General features: G+C 30.2%; 14 protein-coding genes. 3 read left to right on the forward strand and 11 right to left on the reverse strand.

From position 1 onward, the window contains the following. Positions 1 to 22: 22 nt before the first annotated feature. Positions 23 to 427, reverse strand: coding sequence for an aspartate/glutamate racemase family protein (locus FOF46_RS25640; protein ID WP_143918431.1), 405 nt, complete (start codon positions 425 to 427; stop codon positions 23 to 25). Between the two features lie 130 nt (positions 428 to 557). On the opposite strand from FOF46_RS25640, the gene FOF46_RS25645 reads away from it, so the two are divergent. Further along, complete coding sequence (locus FOF46_RS25645; RefSeq protein ID WP_109437359.1) at positions 558 to 1,448, forward strand: LysR family transcriptional regulator; 891 nt, start codon at positions 558 to 560, stop codon at positions 1,446 to 1,448. A 113-nt stretch (positions 1,449 to 1,561) separates the two neighbouring features. Here FOF46_RS25645 and FOF46_RS25650 read toward each other — a convergent pair whose 3' ends face one another. From FOF46_RS25650 to FOF46_RS25680, 7 genes are all read right to left on the reverse strand, one after another. Continuing rightward, positions 1,562 to 1,933 (reverse strand): DoxX family protein, encoded by a 372-nt coding sequence (locus FOF46_RS25650; RefSeq protein ID WP_143918432.1) that lies wholly within the window; start codon positions 1,931 to 1,933, stop codon positions 1,562 to 1,564. 27 nt (positions 1,934 to 1,960) lie between these two features. Further along, positions 1,961 to 2,404, reverse strand: coding sequence for a nuclear transport factor 2 family protein (locus FOF46_RS25655; RefSeq protein ID WP_109437361.1), 444 nt, complete (start codon positions 2,402 to 2,404; stop codon positions 1,961 to 1,963). Continuing rightward, the gene (locus FOF46_RS25660) at positions 2,376 to 3,041 is read right to left on the reverse strand and encodes a peroxiredoxin-like family protein (RefSeq protein ID WP_167571948.1); all 666 of its coding nucleotides are present in this window, start codon (positions 3,039 to 3,041) and stop codon (positions 2,376 to 2,378) included. The genes FOF46_RS25655 and FOF46_RS25660 overlap by 29 nt, the downstream gene beginning before the upstream one ends. 95 nt (positions 3,042 to 3,136) lie before the next feature. After that, positions 3,137 to 3,931, reverse strand: coding sequence for a helix-turn-helix domain-containing protein (locus tag FOF46_RS25665; RefSeq protein WP_143918434.1), 795 nt, complete (start codon positions 3,929 to 3,931; stop codon positions 3,137 to 3,139). A gap of 262 nt (positions 3,932 to 4,193) precedes the next feature. Beyond that, positions 4,194 to 6,386, reverse strand: a complete 2,193-nt coding sequence (locus tag FOF46_RS25670) for a S9 family peptidase (RefSeq protein WP_143918435.1) — start codon at positions 6,384 to 6,386, stop codon at positions 4,194 to 4,196. Positions 6,387 to 6,464: 78 nt separating this feature from the next. Continuing rightward, positions 6,465 to 10,100: an ABC transporter permease/M1 family aminopeptidase gene (locus FOF46_RS25675; RefSeq protein ID WP_244299765.1), complete on the reverse strand. Its 3,636-nt coding sequence runs from the start codon at positions 10,098 to 10,100 to the stop codon at positions 6,465 to 6,467. Positions 10,101 to 10,133: 33 nt separating this feature from the next. Further along, positions 10,134 to 11,003: an ABC transporter ATP-binding protein gene (locus FOF46_RS25680; protein ID WP_143918437.1), complete on the reverse strand. Its 870-nt coding sequence runs from the start codon at positions 11,001 to 11,003 to the stop codon at positions 10,134 to 10,136. A 210-nt stretch (positions 11,004 to 11,213) separates the two neighbouring features. Between FOF46_RS25680 and FOF46_RS25685 the strand changes: the two genes are divergently transcribed. Both FOF46_RS25685 and FOF46_RS25690 read left to right on the forward strand, forming a co-directional pair. Further along, positions 11,214 to 12,230 (forward strand): sensor histidine kinase, encoded by a 1,017-nt coding sequence (locus tag FOF46_RS25685; protein ID WP_143918438.1) that lies wholly within the window; start codon positions 11,214 to 11,216, stop codon positions 12,228 to 12,230. Then, positions 12,227 to 12,952 (forward strand): LytR/AlgR family response regulator transcription factor, encoded by a 726-nt coding sequence (locus FOF46_RS25690; RefSeq protein WP_109437367.1) that lies wholly within the window; start codon positions 12,227 to 12,229, stop codon positions 12,950 to 12,952. The genes FOF46_RS25685 and FOF46_RS25690 overlap by 4 nt, the downstream gene beginning before the upstream one ends. Before the next feature lie 114 nt (positions 12,953 to 13,066). Here FOF46_RS25690 and FOF46_RS25695 read toward each other — a convergent pair whose 3' ends face one another. The 3 genes from FOF46_RS25695 to FOF46_RS25705 all read right to left on the reverse strand — a co-directional run bounded on the left by FOF46_RS25695 (position 13,067) and on the right by FOF46_RS25705 (position 17,934). Further along, on the reverse strand, positions 13,067 to 13,291 hold the full coding sequence (locus tag FOF46_RS25695; RefSeq protein WP_143918439.1) for a hypothetical protein: 225 nt from the start codon (positions 13,289 to 13,291) through the stop codon (positions 13,067 to 13,069). An 82-nt stretch (positions 13,292 to 13,373) separates the two neighbouring features. After that, the gene (locus tag FOF46_RS25700; RefSeq protein ID WP_143918440.1) at positions 13,374 to 16,994 is read right to left on the reverse strand and encodes an ABC transporter permease/M1 family aminopeptidase; all 3,621 of its coding nucleotides are present in this window, start codon (positions 16,992 to 16,994) and stop codon (positions 13,374 to 13,376) included. Positions 16,995 to 17,064: 70 nt separating this feature from the next. Continuing rightward, entirely contained in the window at positions 17,065 to 17,934 is an 870-nt protein-coding gene (locus FOF46_RS25705) for an ABC transporter ATP-binding protein (protein ID WP_143918441.1), read from the reverse strand. Between the last annotated feature and the right edge of the window lie 23 nt (positions 17,935 to 17,957).

Genomic DNA, 17,957 nt, shown 5'->3' on the forward strand with positions numbered 1-17,957 from the left:
TAGTTTTTCGATTTCTGCAAAATCAACAGATAATTGTAAACTTTGTCCCTAACAGCAACACTTTTTTAAGTTTTTTTTCTCTAATGGCATCTCCTGTAGCTTCAGCAATATGTAAAAAGGGAATCGACACATGCTCTTTTATAGCATCACTCACTAAATGTATTAGATTGGTACACAGCACTATGATGTCTGCTCCTGCCCTTTCTAATTGCCATGCACTTCTTGCCATAATAGCTCCAATACTATCCCAATCTCCTTCAAATGTTAGTTTTTCGATTTCTGCAAAATCAACAGATACCATGATTATTTTGGCTGAATGAGAGCCTCCTAAAACTTCATTGATTCGTTTGTTAATCAATTCATAGTAAAGTTTTGAAGATTCCCAACTCATCCCTCCTATTAATCCAATTGTTTTTGATGTTTTCATGTTGTATATTTTTTATCAAAATTATGGGTATAACCTTCTATTTATTAAAAAGTAAATTGAATCCTCATAAGTGACTAATTGATTTTTTTTCAACTACAACTCGTAGTATTGTATTGTATCTTTGTTGAGTATGGAACTTAAGTATTTCAGATTAATAAAAACTATTGCAGAAGAAGGTAGTATTGCTAATTCCTCAGAACGTTTATTTTTAACGCAATCTGCTTTAAGTCATCAATTGCGAGAACTCGAAGAACGTTTAGGCTTTAAAGTATTTCATAGAACCAGAAATAAATGGGAATTAACCCAAGAAGGAAAAGAATTGTATCGATTAGCCAATAAACTATTTAATACTATAGATGAAGGTTTTAATACTATTAAACACATCAAAGAAGGTTCTAAAGGGGCTATTAAGTTAAGTGCAGAATGTCAATCCTTTTTTCATACTATCCCTGGATTTATTCAAAAAATGGGTATACTTTATCCAGAAATTGATATTGAATTGAGTCTTGGTGCTACCTACCAAACCATCTCACAAGTATTATCTAATGAAATTGATATTGCTATTGTAACAAACAAACCTGAAGAAGAAGAACTTACTAGTATAGAGGTATTTGAGGATGAAATATTTGCTATTATGCACAAAGAAAGTAAATTAAATGAACATGAATATCTTGAAGCTAGTCATTTTGCCAATATACATTTGTTGATTAATTCGTTTCCATTAGAAGGAGTATCTGTTTATGATCATTTTTTAAGGCCTCATAAAATAAATCCAATTAAAATCTCTGCAATTCCGTTTACCGAAATTACAATCTCGATGATTAGGGCTAATATGGGAATTATGTGTGCTCCAAAATGGCAACTAAAACCTTTTACTCTATCAGAAGATATTGTTTTTAAGCGCATAAGTAAACATGGGGTAAAAAGAAAACATTATCTGGTATTAAAGAAAGAAAACAGAAATAAGAAATATATTCATGATTTCATCTCTAATTTTGAAGAAAATTTTATGGAATTATAAATAAAAGTAATTCAGCATACACATTAGTATACTGAATTACCTGTTGCAAATAATTTTGGTTTTTCTTAGAATCGCTTAATATTTAAAGTCTTAGGTACAAATTATACATCTCGCTATTCATTTGTTTGTGGTAAAAAAGCTTTAAACTCATAAATTCTTGATACAAGAATCGCAATAATTGCTACAATAGAAGGCATCCATTCTCCATCTCCAACCATATAGTGGGCAAAAAACGCAAGTACTGCATCAAAAAAGAAACCAGCGTATGCCCACTCTTTTAAAAATGTATTTTTTCTGCTTAAAACTGCTAACAATCCTAATATCTTAGCTATGGCTAATGGATATATTATCCAAGTCGGAAATCCAAGATTTTCAAAAAAACCAGATGCTCTTTCATAATTAAATATATACATTCCTGCAGAAAATGTGAATACCAGAGTCATAATCCCCGTAGCTATCCAATATATAATTTTATTTGTTTTCATGATAATAGTCTTTAATTTTTTATTAGTTTAATTAATAGGTTGAGAAAAAATAACCTCACGTGTTACTTGCCAACGATTATCTTCTCTAACCAAATCAATGCTTAGCACCAATTTTCTTTCTTCTTCTGTTAATTTTACTTTTCGAGTTATTAAAACATGAGCTGTTTGTTCATCTGCTTCAATATGATTGAATTCAGCCCAGGTATTCAATGGAGCTTCCCCATTATCCCGTTTCATTTGAAATAAATTTTTAAAGGTTGCTTTGTCGGCATTCATTAACTGACCTTTATCATCTATCATAATAACTTGGAGATTATCATGATAAATTGATTCTAATTCTTCTACATCAAAACTTGTTCCTGCTTCAATTAATCTTTCAATAGTTTTCTTGACCTCTATTAAAGGCTGATTTTCTGTATTCATTTTACTAATATTTATATTACTATTTAATGTAAAGGGTTGAGATCTCATCTTTTAAAACATTTAATAAATCCTTAGGCTCTAACCTTATCATATGATTCTCTTCAAAATAATCGTAAACGATTTCCAGATCTTTATTAATAACATATATGGCCGGAACCGGAAGTTCATAATTAGAATTATCATGGATCTCACTAAGGTTGATTCCGAAATTGGTATATTCTTCTCTTAATTTCTTATTTAACTGAAAAACAATCCCAAAGGCTTTCATCAGTTTGGCATTTTGATCACTTAATACAGGAAATGAAAGATGATTCTTATTTGAGGTTTGTATCGTTATTTCTGGAGTTTCTGCACTAATTGCTATGATACCTGCCCCTAATTCGGCAAAGTCTTCTTTTAATTTCTCATAAGCTCTTAATTCTGTATTACAATAGGGGCACCAACCACCTCTATAAAAATTAATGATCAATAATTTATGAGTAACCAATTCTTGTATCGATGTAGATATACCAAAAGAATTTAACACTTCTAAATCTGGAACATAATCCCCTTTTTTAAGAGCATTTTTCTTTAAATTACTTAATCTAACTTCTTTTATCCCATCTAATAAAACTTGGGCAATTGCCTTAGGTATTCTTGAGAATCCAGCATCACTTATTTGTATCAATTGTTGCTTTAGTGTCATCATTGTTTATTTTGATAACACAAAATTACTGAAGCAATAAGGCTTAAGAATGATCAATCAATTATTATAAATAGTCAATCTATAACCGAAGTTGATTAGTTGTATCGTTTGATAAATTTGTTAGGAGTTGTGCCGGTATGTTTTTTAAAAAATCGAATAAAATTTGAAGGTTCGGGAAAACCCATCTTAAAACCAATTTCTTGTGTAGTATATTTTTTTTCAGAAATATTCCGTTTAATTTCAAGAAGAAGCCAACTATCAATAAAAGCTTTGGCAGTTTTATTGGTTACTTCTTTACAGATATCATTAAGGTATTTATATGAAATAGCTAATCGGTTCGCATAATCTTTTGCATTATGACTTTCCTGATAATACTGACTAACTAATAATTTAAAGTGAATAAAATCTTTAAATCTTCGGCTTTCAAAAATTTCATGTTGATATATAGTAAGTCGCTTAATTTGAATAAGTAAAGATAAAAATATGGTTTTAACAAAGTCTGACTTCAAATTATTATTCGTACTGCTTTGTACTTGCTCTAAAAGAGCTATAAAAGGGAAAAGAAGAGCAATGTTCTCCTCACCTATCAGTAGATTAGAAGTATGATATAAATGAAGAAAGTGAAATAGATTCTTTTCACTAATATGTTCCGTAATAAAAGGTTCATTAAATGAAATAATATATCCTTTTACTAATAATTCTTTTTTGAAAAAATGTACTTGGCCTTTTACCAAAGGAATTAAGACTCCTGGAGACAATATATACTCCTTAAAATCAACATCATGAGTACTATTACCCTCTGTGATGATGATAAGTGCATTAAACTGAATTCTATGAGATGAAAATAAATCTACAGAATGGTTTTCAAAGCGCTTATAGAGATTTTCCATTGAAATTATTTCAAAAGGAATAGGTTGTTTTGCAACCTCAGAGTATATTATGTCTTCTATATTTTTGGACAATTAATTATTGATTATTAAGCCAATAAAGATACTAATGAAAATTGATAATCATTCACTCCTTTATAACTGTTCATTTACAAAGAAATCCTGGAAAGAAAAATAAGCTATTTAATACTGTCACAAAATACAGAGATTGATATGAACATCCGTTCATATCAATCTCTGTATACTTATTAATACTTATATATTTCTATTTTTTCATTCCTTCCAGATCCATCATGAATGCATAACTCAAGGCAGTACGTTTATAACGCTCAAACCTACCTGACGCACCACCATGACCTGTTTTCATATCGCAATCCATGATTAAAAGATTATCATCAGTTTTTAATTCTCTAAGTTTGGCTATCCACTTAGCGGGTTCCCAATATTGTACCTGACTATCCCAATAGCCTGTTGTAATTAATGTATTTGGATAAGCTTTTGCTTCAACATTATCATATGGTGAATACGATTTCATATATTCATAATATTCTTTGTTTTTTGGGTTACCCCATTCGTCAAATTCAAATGTTGTTAAAGGTATAGTTTCATCCATCATAGTAGATATTACGTCTACAAATGGTACAGCAGCCACTACTCCATTCCATAATTCTGGTTTCATATTCATAATGGCTCCCATTAATAACCCCCCTGCACTACCTCCCATAGCATACATATGGTCTGGACTTGTATAACCTTCACTAACCAAAAAATCACCACAATCAATAAAATCAGTAAATGTATTCTTTTTCTTAAGTAGTTTACCATCTTCATACCAATGCCTTCCTATTTCTTGTCCTCCTCTAATATGGGCCATGGCATATACAAATCCGCGATCTAGTAAGCTAAGTCTATTGGAGCTAAAAAAAGGTTCTGTACTACTACCATAAGAACCATAAGAACCATAAGAATATAGTAATAATGGAGTATTATTACTTATTTCTATACCTTTTTTGTATACAATTGATATAGGCACTTTAACCCCATCTCTTACCGTTGCGTATAAACGTTCAGATGTATAATTATCTTTTGAGAAGTTAGGATCTAATACTTCTTGTTCTTTTAAAATAGTTTCTTTCTTCGTTTCCATATTATACTCTATAGTACTTGTAGGAGTAGTTAAAGAAGAATATTGGTAACGAAGAATATTAGTATTAAAATCAAGATTTGTTGTTGGATATGCAACATAAGCAGGATCCTTAAACTTGATATAATGATCATTATCACCATTCCATTTCATCACTCGAATTGTACGCAATCCATCTACTCGTTCTTGTATCACTAAATGCTCTTTGAAAATTTCAAAATTTTGAAGCAAAACATTTTCACGATGAGGAATTACATCTATCCAGTTTTCCTTTGTTGTAGAGGAAATAGGTGTTTTTACTAAACGAAAATTTTTAGCATTAAGATTTGTTCTAATGTAAAAATGGTCATCATAATGATCAACACTATATTCTAAATCTTTTTCTCTAGCTTGGATAAGTTTCCATTCGCCATTTGGAGTATCAGCATTTATATATCTATATTCTGTAGATAAGGTTTGATCACTACCAATCATAATATATTTTCGAGATTTTGATTTATATACGAAACAAAGAAAAGTTTCATCTTTCTCCTCAAAAACTAATTCATCTTGAGATTGATCAGTCCCTAAAACATGTTTATAAATTTTATCTTGTCTTAACGTTATAGAATCTTTTGTAGCATAAAAAAGAGTTTTGTTATCATTTGCCCATACTGCTCTACCACTTGTGTTTTCAAGTTTATCTGATAATAGTTCACCAGATTCTAAATTTTTAAATTGAATTACATAACGACGTCTGGAAACGGTATCTACACCAAATGCTAAAAGCTTATTATTAATACTGATCGACCTGCCTCCAATAGCAAAATAAGAATGATTTTTTGCCATTTCGGGCCCGTTGAGTATAATCTCTTCCTTATTAGTGTCATCTAATTTTTTACGGCAATACAAGGCATAATCCAAACCTTCTTCATAACGTGTATAGTAAGAGTAACCATTATCATTATAAGGCACAGAAGCATCATCTTTTTTAACACGACTAACCATTTCATCAAATAACTTCTTTTGAAGACTATCAGTGTGCTTCATTGCTATATTCTTATATTCATTTTCTGCATTTAGATAATCTAATACATCCTGAGTTTGTGCATCAGGTATTTCAGCATTTTTCTGTTTATCACTTAAACGCATCCAAAAATAATTATCAATTCGGATATCATCATGCGCCTCTAACTTCTCAGGAATTTTTTTAGCAATAGGTGGTTTAATTGATGAATGTTCTATTGATTTTGTTTTCTCTGTATCTGTATCTGTTTTACAAGCAACAAAGAATATAGTGAAAATGATAAAAAAATAAACGAGTTTTGTTTTCATGATAGTGTAAGAATTAATTGATTGACAAATTTGTAATTGTAAAAATAGTTGAAAATATTCTAGTATTCTACTTAAAAATTAATTCATCAGTTCTATTACCTCTCTTACATTATCGTCAATTACACGTTCTATCAGTAGTCGTTTTGGATCTATAGCCGCTTTTATCGGAATATGATCAACTTCAAATGTAAAGCTCATATTTTGATCAGTAAACAACACTCTTTTTACATGTATCAGTTTTTTTTCGTCTGCATCGGCATATACTCCAATATCAACCCAATCATGTTGTTGTACATTATGCTCATTGCCCAAACTATCTACTTTTATTTTATGAGCTTCAATAGACATTGAAACATCATACTTCCCATTATTTTTAGCAGTATAAGTTGCTGTTTTCAAGCGATAATCATACAGTGTAATCTCTTTTAACCAATCTTTTACAAGATACTGCATAGCATCTGGTATTCGAGATTCTAAATATGATATAAAATCTAAGGTTGTTGGATAGGGAGCGGTTTTATATTTATAATCATTTAAAAATTCTCTTAAGGCCTCATTAATTACTTCCTCTCCAAGATAATCTTGTAAAGCATATAACACTAAACTCCCTTTTCCATAATGAATATATCCTTGATCCTTTACTTTATATAAAGGATTTTCTTTTTCTGTTTCACGGCTTCTTCCTTTTAAATATTTTTCAAAATCATAAGCCAGGTATTGCTTCATTTTTATATCATCATTAAGCTCTTTTTTCATGACCATTAATGCAGAATACTCAGCAAAACTTTCTGACAGCATTGTAGCCCCTTCTACATTGGCACCCACTACCTGATGTGCCCAATACTGATGAGCCATCTCATGAGCTACTATAGAATAGATGATATTGTTATCATTTTTATTTGAAAGATTAGTGATAAACCCTCCTCCTTCTGTATAAGGCATTGTTCCAGGAAATGCTTGAGCAAAATTATAATATCTCGGAATTTCAACAATTCTTGCTTGATGATGAAAATAAGGACCAAAGTTTTCAGTAAAGTACGTTAGTGATTTTTCAACTGCATTAAGCATCATATCGATATTATAATGATGCGTTTTATGATGATAAACCTCGATATCAATTCCGTTCCATTTTTTGCTGGCAACTTCATATTTGGCTGACATAAAATTGGTAAAGTTTAATGATACGTGATCACTTTTATATTTAAAAAAAGATCTTTCTTTTGTAGACCATTGTTTTATGAGTGAGCCAGGTGCAACTGCTATTTGATCATTCGCCGTAGAAATAGTAGTTTCTATTTGCACCCAATCTGATAGATTTTTAGTTATATAATTTCCTGTAGTTACATCTTTTTTAGCCTTCAAAGAATTCATTACAACCCTCACAGGTAAACCTCTGTTTATTCGATTATTAGCATCTGTTATCTCATTATTAACTTCATATCCAAAAGAAGGCAAAATATGAGATGTATCGAGAAATGTTCCGTTTTTAGCGACGCGAATATTTGATACAGAGTTTTCAAAACCTTTACTAACATACTTTGTTTCGGCAACAATATGTATCGTATCATTTGGCAATAATGAAGTATTTAATTTAAAAATCTGATAACCAAGTCTAGTATCATTATACACCAATTTTGAATTTGGAATAGCTATTGTTTTTTTCCAGTTTGAAATTCTTAATTCTAGCCCTGTATTGCTTTCTCCAACAAAATATGTAGTTGTATAATGTAGAGAATCAATTGCTTTTTTGCTTTTGTTTACTAAAGTAATGTAGGATTTAGATTTTACATTCCGCTCATTTGGGTAAATATCAACTTCATATTGTATCGAAGTTATTTTGGGCTGTATAATGTGTTCAAATTGTTTGTATTTTTTCTCATAAGACTCTTGCATATTTTCAATATCATCAGCAGATGTATAAGGATTTAATACTTGAGTATTATAGTAAACAAAGCTAGAGGTTAAGATAAACAAAACAGAAATAACAATTAGACTCAAAATATATCTCTTCGTGAAATATTTTTGTGCAGTTTTTAATCTGTTTTTGAATCCGCTAATGGTTCCTCTTACCCAAAACACACTTGTTATTATGGTAAGTAAAACACCAAATAATATCCAATATAAGTTAAACCAGTTTTTTGCGGTTAACACTGCCCCAAACGCATTCATATCAGAATACAAATAACTTGGTGTAAATCCAAGGTTAACCATATAGGATGAAATCCCTAATGTATCTACTACCAAAAATTCTATTAAGAAAATAAGTAAGATTGACACAAAGTATGCAATATATTTATGGTTTATAAGAATTTGTATCGATATCAAAATACAGGACCAAATCGCATACGTTGGCAAACCTGAATAGAGAAAATCTAAGAGATATACTCCGATTTCCGGATTTGTGTACCCGTTTAACAATTGATATCCAATAGATATAAAAATTAGAAATAGGTCAAAGATGATATTTATAACAATTAGCGATATTATTTTAGAAATGATTAAAACAAAAGAATGATGATAGGTACTATCAACTACTCCATTAATCTTATTTGTTCGCTCTCTCCATACTAACTCCCCACTAAAAAACACTAACATGATCATACCTAGAATCATACTAATGGGGCGATTAAAATCAAGGATTTTATAGGTTACAGGATAGGATTGAAGACCATAGTACTCAAAACCATTGATAAGCTTATTAATTAAAGTAAGAGCCCCAAAAATGAGCATTATTTTAAAAGTATTACTTTTTAAAAGAGTATAAAAATTGATTTTAAAGAAACTAATAAACTGTATTGCTGATGTTGTATTGTTGAAGTTACTTTTTATTTGAGGGAGATTAAAGCTTTTTGTTTCTGATGTTTTATGCTTTCTTTTCTTAGTAATAGTTGTTTTCTTATTTTTTCGCATAAAAGAAAAGGATATATAAGAGCCAAAAATGATAATTAGTCCAATAGAAAACCAAAGAATTCTATTGACAAGTAACCACCCTGTAAAAGACACGATTTCTATATTTTTTTGAATACCAGTTAAGTATTTGGTATCTATAGTATAAGCTCTTATCCCTAAAATATCAGTAAGTGCTGCCAAATTTTCTGTACTGATATCATTTAAAAATGTTCCTGATAATAAATATCCAATTATAATAATAGTAGTAGCTATAAATGAAATAATTGTGCTTTTCCATGTATTCGCAATAGCAAAAATAATCGCACCAGAAATAAACATATTAGGCAAAATAAATAGTAAATAGTTATTTATAAAAGCACCGAAATGAAGCTCTCCTAACCTGTTTTCGGCTATTATTCCAGTTTCAAACCCCATATTAGTACCAATTAAGAAACCAATAAGTACACCCAATAATGGAATTGTAGATAAAAAAAGAGCACCAAAAAATCGACCAAAAAAATAACCAGCTTTATGGATAGATGTACTAAAAAGAATTTCATCAAAATTATACTGATAATCCCTTAATGCGGCATTATTAAAATAGGTCGTAGCAATTAGCAATCCAAAAATTGACATATTTGCCACATATATTGTCATTACATAGGGAGCATTTCTTAATGTAGTTCCTACTGAGCCTCCAAATGTTATATCATCGTTCAGAACTCCAATGACAGCAATGATTGTAAATATGAAAAGAAATATATAGATCATGGGTTGTTTTAACCCTCTTGTGATCTCTTTTAAAAAGAATGTTTTAAACATCATGTTTTGTTTTAAGATTATACCTAATCAAGAGGCTTAAATAATATTTGTTTTTGCAAAAAAAACATCTTCTAATGTTGGTGAAACTTGAAGAAATCCTTCTCCGGGTATCTGATCACTTAACACATGAATTAGTGGCTTACCTCCTACCATTTTATTTGAAATCACCTTATACATATTTGTATAAGTTTCTAACTCATTTCGTTCTATTAATTTTTGCCAGACTTTATCTTCTAATTCATCAATTACTGATTGAGGTTTGCCCTGACATATTAATTTTCCTTTATTCATAATGGCCATGTGTTGACATAATTCTCTCACATCTTCGACAATATGCGTAGATAAAATAATGATTACATCTTCTGCTGCATCTGCCAGGAGATTATGAAATCTATTTCTTTCTCCAGGATCCAGCCCTGCAGTGGGTTCATCTACAATTATTAATTTTGGATTACCAATAAGCGCTTGAGCAATGCCAATTCTTTGTTTCATTCCTCCTGAGAATCCTTTAACAGCTTTATTTCGTTTATCATAAAGGTTTACTTTATGGAGTAAATAACGAACTAATTCGGCCCTTTCTTTCTTATGACTTATACCTTTTAAAATGGCTAGGTGATCTAGTAATTGTTTTGCGGTTATTTTTGGGTATACACCAAATTCCTGAGGAAGGTATCCCAATACTTTTCGTAATTCGGTTGGATATTTAAGAATATCTATTTCTCCTAAAAAAACAGAACCACTATCTGCTTCTTGTAGTGTTGCTAATGTTCTCATTAAAGAAGATTTACCAGCTCCATTTGCGCCCAATAAACCAAACATTCCGTTAGAAACTTCTAAAGAAAGATGATCCAGTGCTTTTACCCCGTTTGCATATGTTTTACATAAATCTTGTATAACTAATTTCATAAGTTCGTAGTTTTAGAATCTGGAACAAAAAAAATAGAATGCGTTTGGGGAATCAATTCTTTTTAACGAACAACGCTATACCTGTTGCATATAAGTATAGTTAAACAATGAAATAAGTTCATTAATAAAAAGAATCAATTCATTGATGATATAATGATATTCGTTAAATAGAATAGTCCTACTTCGATAGTTTTAGTACATTAGTTTTCTATGAAAAAAAGAATACTTATTCATATCCTCATTCTTATTAGCATATCATTTGTAATCGGATTAATGTTTGCTGTTGCAAATTGGGATACACTTACTTTTGGTTCATTAGCCATTTACTTTTTGCAAGTTGCTTCGGGTATTTTCTTAATACTTGTTCCACCTATTTATTTCAATATATACTGGCTCATCCCAAAATACCTTGTTAGAAAACAATACATTAGGTTTGGTTTAATAATGTCTGTTGTGATTATTGGTTGGGGATCTGTTATAGCTTATATAGAGCCTTGGATGGATCATTATTGGTTTAATCAACCAAAGGAAGAAAAAAACATAGAAAGTGGAATCTTGATTATGGTTTTTATAATGCTAATCACTACACTATTAAACCTCTCTTATAAATGGTTCTTTCAACTTTCTAAAATTAACAAAATCGAAAATGATCGTCTTCATCTTGAATTATCTTTATTAAAAAATCAAATCAATCCACATTTCTTTTTTAATACGCTAAATAATCTATATGCTCTTTCTCTCGAAAAGTCTGATGAAACCCCTTCTGTTATTTTAAAACTTTCTGAAATGATGCGATATACAATTTATGATTGTAAAGCTTCCAAAGTTTCAATTGCTGGCGAAGTAACATATTTAGATAATTTCATTGCTTTACAAAAGATGAGGCATCACAAGCGTGGAATAATTACATTTAAAAAAGAAATTGAAAATGAATCTATACAAATTGCTCCAATGATTCTAATTGTATTTTTAGAAAATGCATTTAAACATGGTTTTGATCTTATCGAAAAAAATGCATTCCTAAATTTTGAATTAAAAACAACAGAAAAAGAGCTATATCTCTGTATTGAAAATAATTTTAATGATACAATATCCCAAAATCAATCTGGAATAGGACTTGAAAATGTAAAGAGAAGGCTATCTTTAATTTATCCAAATGCTCATTCTCTGGATATTATCAAAAAAGACAATGAATTTATAGTAGAGCTAAAATTAAATTTAGAATGAATTGCATAACGATAGATGATGAGCCATTAGCTCATAAAGTAATCAAAAATTATTGTGAAGATCTTTCTTTTTTAACTATCGAAAAAGAATGTTATTCTGCATTTGAAGCTATGAGTTATTTAAATGAAAATCAGGTTGATTTGATTTTCCTGGATATTAATATGCCAAAACTTAAAGGACTAGATTTTTTACGTACGCTAAGTAATCCTCCACTAATTATAGTTACTACAGCATATCAGGAGTATGCTATTGAAGGTTATGAGCTTAATATTATAGATTATCTCCTTAAGCCATTTAGTTTTGAACGTTTTCTAAAAGCTATTGGCAAAGCACGAGATCAAAAAAAATTAATGGAAGGAGCACAAAAAGGAAACTCTAATCAATTAACATCAGTCACCAACTCAGTTATCAATACAGATGAAAGTATATTCATAAAAGGGGATAAAAAAATTCATCAAATATCTCTAAATTCAATTTTATATTTAGAAAGTTTAGGTAGTTATGTCAAAATACATCTTGGTCATGAAACGATCACATCCTTGGATAGGTTAACAAATTTTGAAAATATGTTACCTAAAAAACAATTTTTGAGAATACACAGATCATATATCGTAGCCTTAAAAAAAATTCAAACAATAGAGGGTAACCGAATTAAAATAGAAGGTGTTCATATTCCTATTGGTAGTGTTTATAAGCATAATTTAATAGAAGCGATACGATAATTTTAATTTTTATATTACTACCATAAAATCAATACAGGAATATCTATTTTTTGTGATACTTGTTTTAAAATAGCATCAATCCTTCCCTTTTAGCTTATTTCAAGTTTTGTTGTTTTAAATCTTTGATGATTTCAAACCTTTTTTGCTGTAATATCTCATTCTTTTTCCTAATAATACAGTTTCTGGTTTTACCTTATCTATATATTCTTTGATACAGTTTTTAATATTTCCGTAGGAAAACTTATACTTTATCGAAATATTATTTTGTTTTTCAATTGTTCTTATAATTTCAACTAATTTGGATTTTGTATTTCCATAATCTTCATGAATTGATCGCATTACAGAAAATTGATTTTCATTTTTTTATAACATCAGTAGGCGCCTTTATATGAAGGACTTCTACACTACTACTCGTTGTTGTTTACTCTGAAAAGGATAACACATTATTTTTTGTTTTTCTATCGATGAGTTTATATTTTGGATCTATTCCAGCTTTAGTTGGTTTTTGATTTACTGTAAGTTCTAATTGAGTAATCTGATTTGTAATTTTGTGCTTTTTTAGATAAATCAATTTATCTTTTCCATTCTTTCCATCAGCATAGATACCAATATCAACCCAATCATTAATACTAATTGATTTTTCGACGCCCAAACTATCTATCCTATATTTCACAGCATCTAAAGTTAAATTTACCCGATACTGATCTTTTGATATAGTAGTATAACGAGCTTCGGTAGTTTTGTTTTCATATAAAGTTATGGTCTCAAATAAATCCATAATAATATATTGCAAATGGTCTGGAGTAACTTCTCTAAAATATCCTAATAAATCTGCAGTAGTAGCGTATCTATCGGTTTGCAATTGCCCATTAAAACCATTCCAATCTCTAATAAATCTTCTTAAGGCAAGATTCACTTTTTCTTCAGATATATAATCTTGAAAAGCATATAGGTTTAAAGCTCCTTTTCCATAATGAATGTACTGTTGTCCTTCTACCAATGCTAATGGTAATTCTTTTTTTCTTTCTGAAGTTCTGCCACTTAGATATCGTTCTAATTCTCCTTTTAAGAATTGTTGAATTTTTTCTTCAGAATACACTTGTTTCATAACCATTAATGCAGAGTATTGTGCTAATGATTCTAATATCATATGCCTACCCTCTACATTGGCTGCCACTAATTGCAACCCCCACCATTGATGTGCCAGTTCATGTGCTGTTATATAAAAAGTCATATCTACGTCCTTTTCATCATCAATATCCATCATAAATCCTATGGCTTCAGAAAAAGGTACCGTACTTGGAAAAGACTGAGCAAAGGTTTCGTATCTGGGGAACTCCATAATTCTCATCTGATGGTCCTGATATGGGCTAAAGTTTGTACTAAAATAGTCAAAAGATGCTTTCATAGATTTCATCATTCTATCCAGATTGTATTCATGCCCTTTATGATAGTAGATTTCCAGATCTACTGGATCTCCTAAACTATCATTTTTTGGAATCCATTGATCTTTCTTTACTTCATAACGAGCAGAAACAACAGCATAAAAATTTATCATTGGAGTATCCATTTTGTAATGAAAATATTTACGATCTCCTTCTATCCATTCTTTTTTTAATGTACCTGATGTAATTGCGGTTTGATCAGCTTCTGTGCCAATAACCATCTCAAAGTTGATTTTATATCCGTCTCCCCCAGACCTTCCATTCATTAACTCTTTGGGGTCATCTATTTTGGCCTTTGTAATTCTAGGAGATAATCCATAATCCCTACGAGTATTATTATCCTTTAGTTCATAGCTTTTATTATATCCTAATGTTGGAAAATGATCGTTATTAAAGAATGTACCATTATAAACTATTTGAGTATTTGATTGATTATCGCCTTCAAACCCTTTTGTAGTATAGGTTTGTTTAAATTCCATTTTTAAAGAATCTCCGGGAACTAAAGGCTGATCTAATGTATAAACATAATAACTGAATTCTTCGAATTCGTTACTAATGCTGACTCCTCTGTTAAAGTATACATCCTCTAAAACTACATCATCATTAGCTAACTTTTGAATATGAATTTCTTTAATATTTGTATTGTGCTTGTTTTTAAGTATAAAATACCCTTCAGCAGTATAATTTCTCTCTTTTGGATATAATTCTACTTTTAAATTTACATCTACTATTTTGGGTTGTGGGAGGTATTCATACCTTTTAAGTGTTTTCTCATAATTTGCTTTATACGTTTCTTTTGTTGATGTAGAAAAGTGTGTATTAAGAATATTCGTATTATAAAAGATATAACATCCTGTAGTTATAAAAATAAACATTGCCACTGTTCCTAATTTTATCAGGGAACTATTTAATCGTAATTGACCTAATTTTAAACGCTTTTTTAATTGTGTTTCTGTACCTCTTACAGAAAAAACTACCGTTATAATGAATATAAGCATACATATTGCAATCCAATAAACTTTAAAGAGACTATATGATAATGGAAAGTGACCATATCCATTCATATCAGAATATGTTCCCAGATCACCACCTCCAAAACTATAAAGTCCGTGATTAAAACCTAGTATTAGCAAAGCCAAGGTTACAATAAAGAAAATTAAAACCATCAAATGTCCTATATACTTATGGTTACAAATGGTTTGAAAGAAAAAAGAGATAAAACTAAAGAGCATAAGAAAAGGAAAAATCTCGCCAAAGAAACCAACGGTATAATTTACAAGATCAACCTGGTAATATCCTTTTGAAATCTGAAAAACTATTCCTGATACGATTAAAACTACTATCAATATTAGATACATAAGTAACAACCCCAGAAACTTTCCTGTTAAATTGATAAAGTCAGATATTGGTAAAGAATCATGTATTAAATTGAGTTTGACATCCCTCTCCTTCCAGATCAGTTCCCCAGAATAAAATACGAGAAGTATCAAAAAGAAAAACATCGACATTTCCTGAAGTTCTTCGATTACTAGATATGTACTTGGATAACTATTTACACCAAATATATTTCCCAAATCAATAGAATTGATAAATATGATACCTATTCCACAAAGTACTATAGCCAAAAAGGAACCTTCCTTTAGTATAGACCTTAAATAGAAGAATGTATGATGTTTAAGCTGAATAAAATTTGCTTTAATATCATGACGTATATTCACCTTAGGAATTTCTATATCCTCTTGTAATGATTTTTTTTCTTTATTCTTAAAAGCTTTAGACTTCTTTTTCGATCCTTTATCCCGAACTACATTAAAGCTAAATTTGTAAGCGCCAACAATAAAGACAACAATTCCTATAATGACCCAAATTAATCGATTGTATAATAACAATCCATCCATAGGTACCATAGTCAAATTACGCTCTGTAGTTGTCCAAAACCTTACAATTGTATTAATGGTTTGAAAAGAAAATGGATCTAAAGCTGTCACAAAAAATGGAGCATCAATCCTTCCTTTGGTTAGCATAGCTGTAATCTGATATAAAACAAAAAATATGATTCCTTGTGTGTATACTACAATGAGTTTACGACTTAGTGCGCCACTAATAAAAAAAATAACTCCTCCACAGAATAAATTTGGTATGACTAAATAAAGAAATGGTTGAAGATAATGCCACAAATTGAAGGTTAGCATATTATCTGTATCTCGCCATGGCATAAACTCTCCTAACATAATACCCAAAAGCAATCCACTATAAATAAATAGTAGGACTACAAAAGAACCCAGAAATCGGCCTAGCAAATAATCCTTTTTCTTAATCGGATTAATAAACATTAGTGATTCCATATTATGATCAAAATCCCTCAATGCTGCAACTCCCATAATCATGGACGTTATCATTGTGAAAATGGCAGTAACAACTGCCATAGTAAAAGCGATAACATAAGGAGCGTTTTCTTTTACAGGGTTTAGACCTTTCTCAAATATGAAGTTAACAGCTATTAAAGAAAATAAAAAGACGATTGCAAAATAGATATAAGTATCAGGGCGTTTTGCTCTATATTTAATTTCAAATTTGAATATTTCGTACCACATCATGATTGATTTTTTATTACATTAAAAAAATTAGGGTTGAAGTATGCTAGTTTTATGGATTTAGTCTTTGAGATTAACCAAAAATTTGTGAAAAGTACACATCGTTAAGATCTGCTTCTATAGGAATAAAGTCATTACCAGGATTATGATCACTCAGAACATGAATGACTGGCTTACCTTGTAGTAATTTTTCAGCAATGACCTTATATTCTTGCTTATACATCTCCAATTCATTCTTTTTAATGGTTTTTTGATATACCTTCCCTTCTATCTTTTCAATAGTTTTTGTGGGGTTACCTTTAAGCAATACTTCTCCTTGATTTATAATGGCCATATTGGGACATAATTCTTTTACATCGTCTACAATATGAGTAGAAAGTATCACAATAGTATTCTCGCCAAGCTCACTTAATACATTATAGAATCGGTTTCTTTCAGCTGGATCAAGTCCGGCAGTGGGTTCATCTACAATAACCAATTTGGGGTTAGAAAGTAAGGCCTGTGCAATACCAAAACGTTGTTTCATTCCTCCAGAAAAACCTCCAAGATTTTTCTTTCTATGATCATATAAATTGGTTTTATGTAAAAGTGCTTTAACCATTTCTCTCCTTTCCTTTTTGTTTGTGATTCCTTTGAGAACTGCAAGGTGATTAAGTAATAATTCTGGAGAAACTTTTGGATATAACCCAAATTCTTGAGGTAGATACCCAAGAACTTTTCGAACTTCATTTTTTTGAGTAAGAACATCCAGGTCACCCAGAGTTATTGTTCCTTCATCGGCTTCTTGTAAAGTAGCAATAGTTCTCATTAAGGTAGATTTACCCGCTCCATTAGGACCAAGTAGACCAAACATTCCGGTAGGAATCTCTAGTGAAACATTATTTAGTGCTTTAACCCCATTAGCATAGGTTTTCGAAAGATTTGTTATGTTTAGACTGTTCATATTGATTGATTTTTCAACAAACA

The sequence above is a fragment of the Aquimarina algiphila genome, assembly GCF_007489275.1.
Taxonomy (GTDB): domain Bacteria; phylum Bacteroidota; class Bacteroidia; order Flavobacteriales; family Flavobacteriaceae; genus Aquimarina; species Aquimarina algiphila.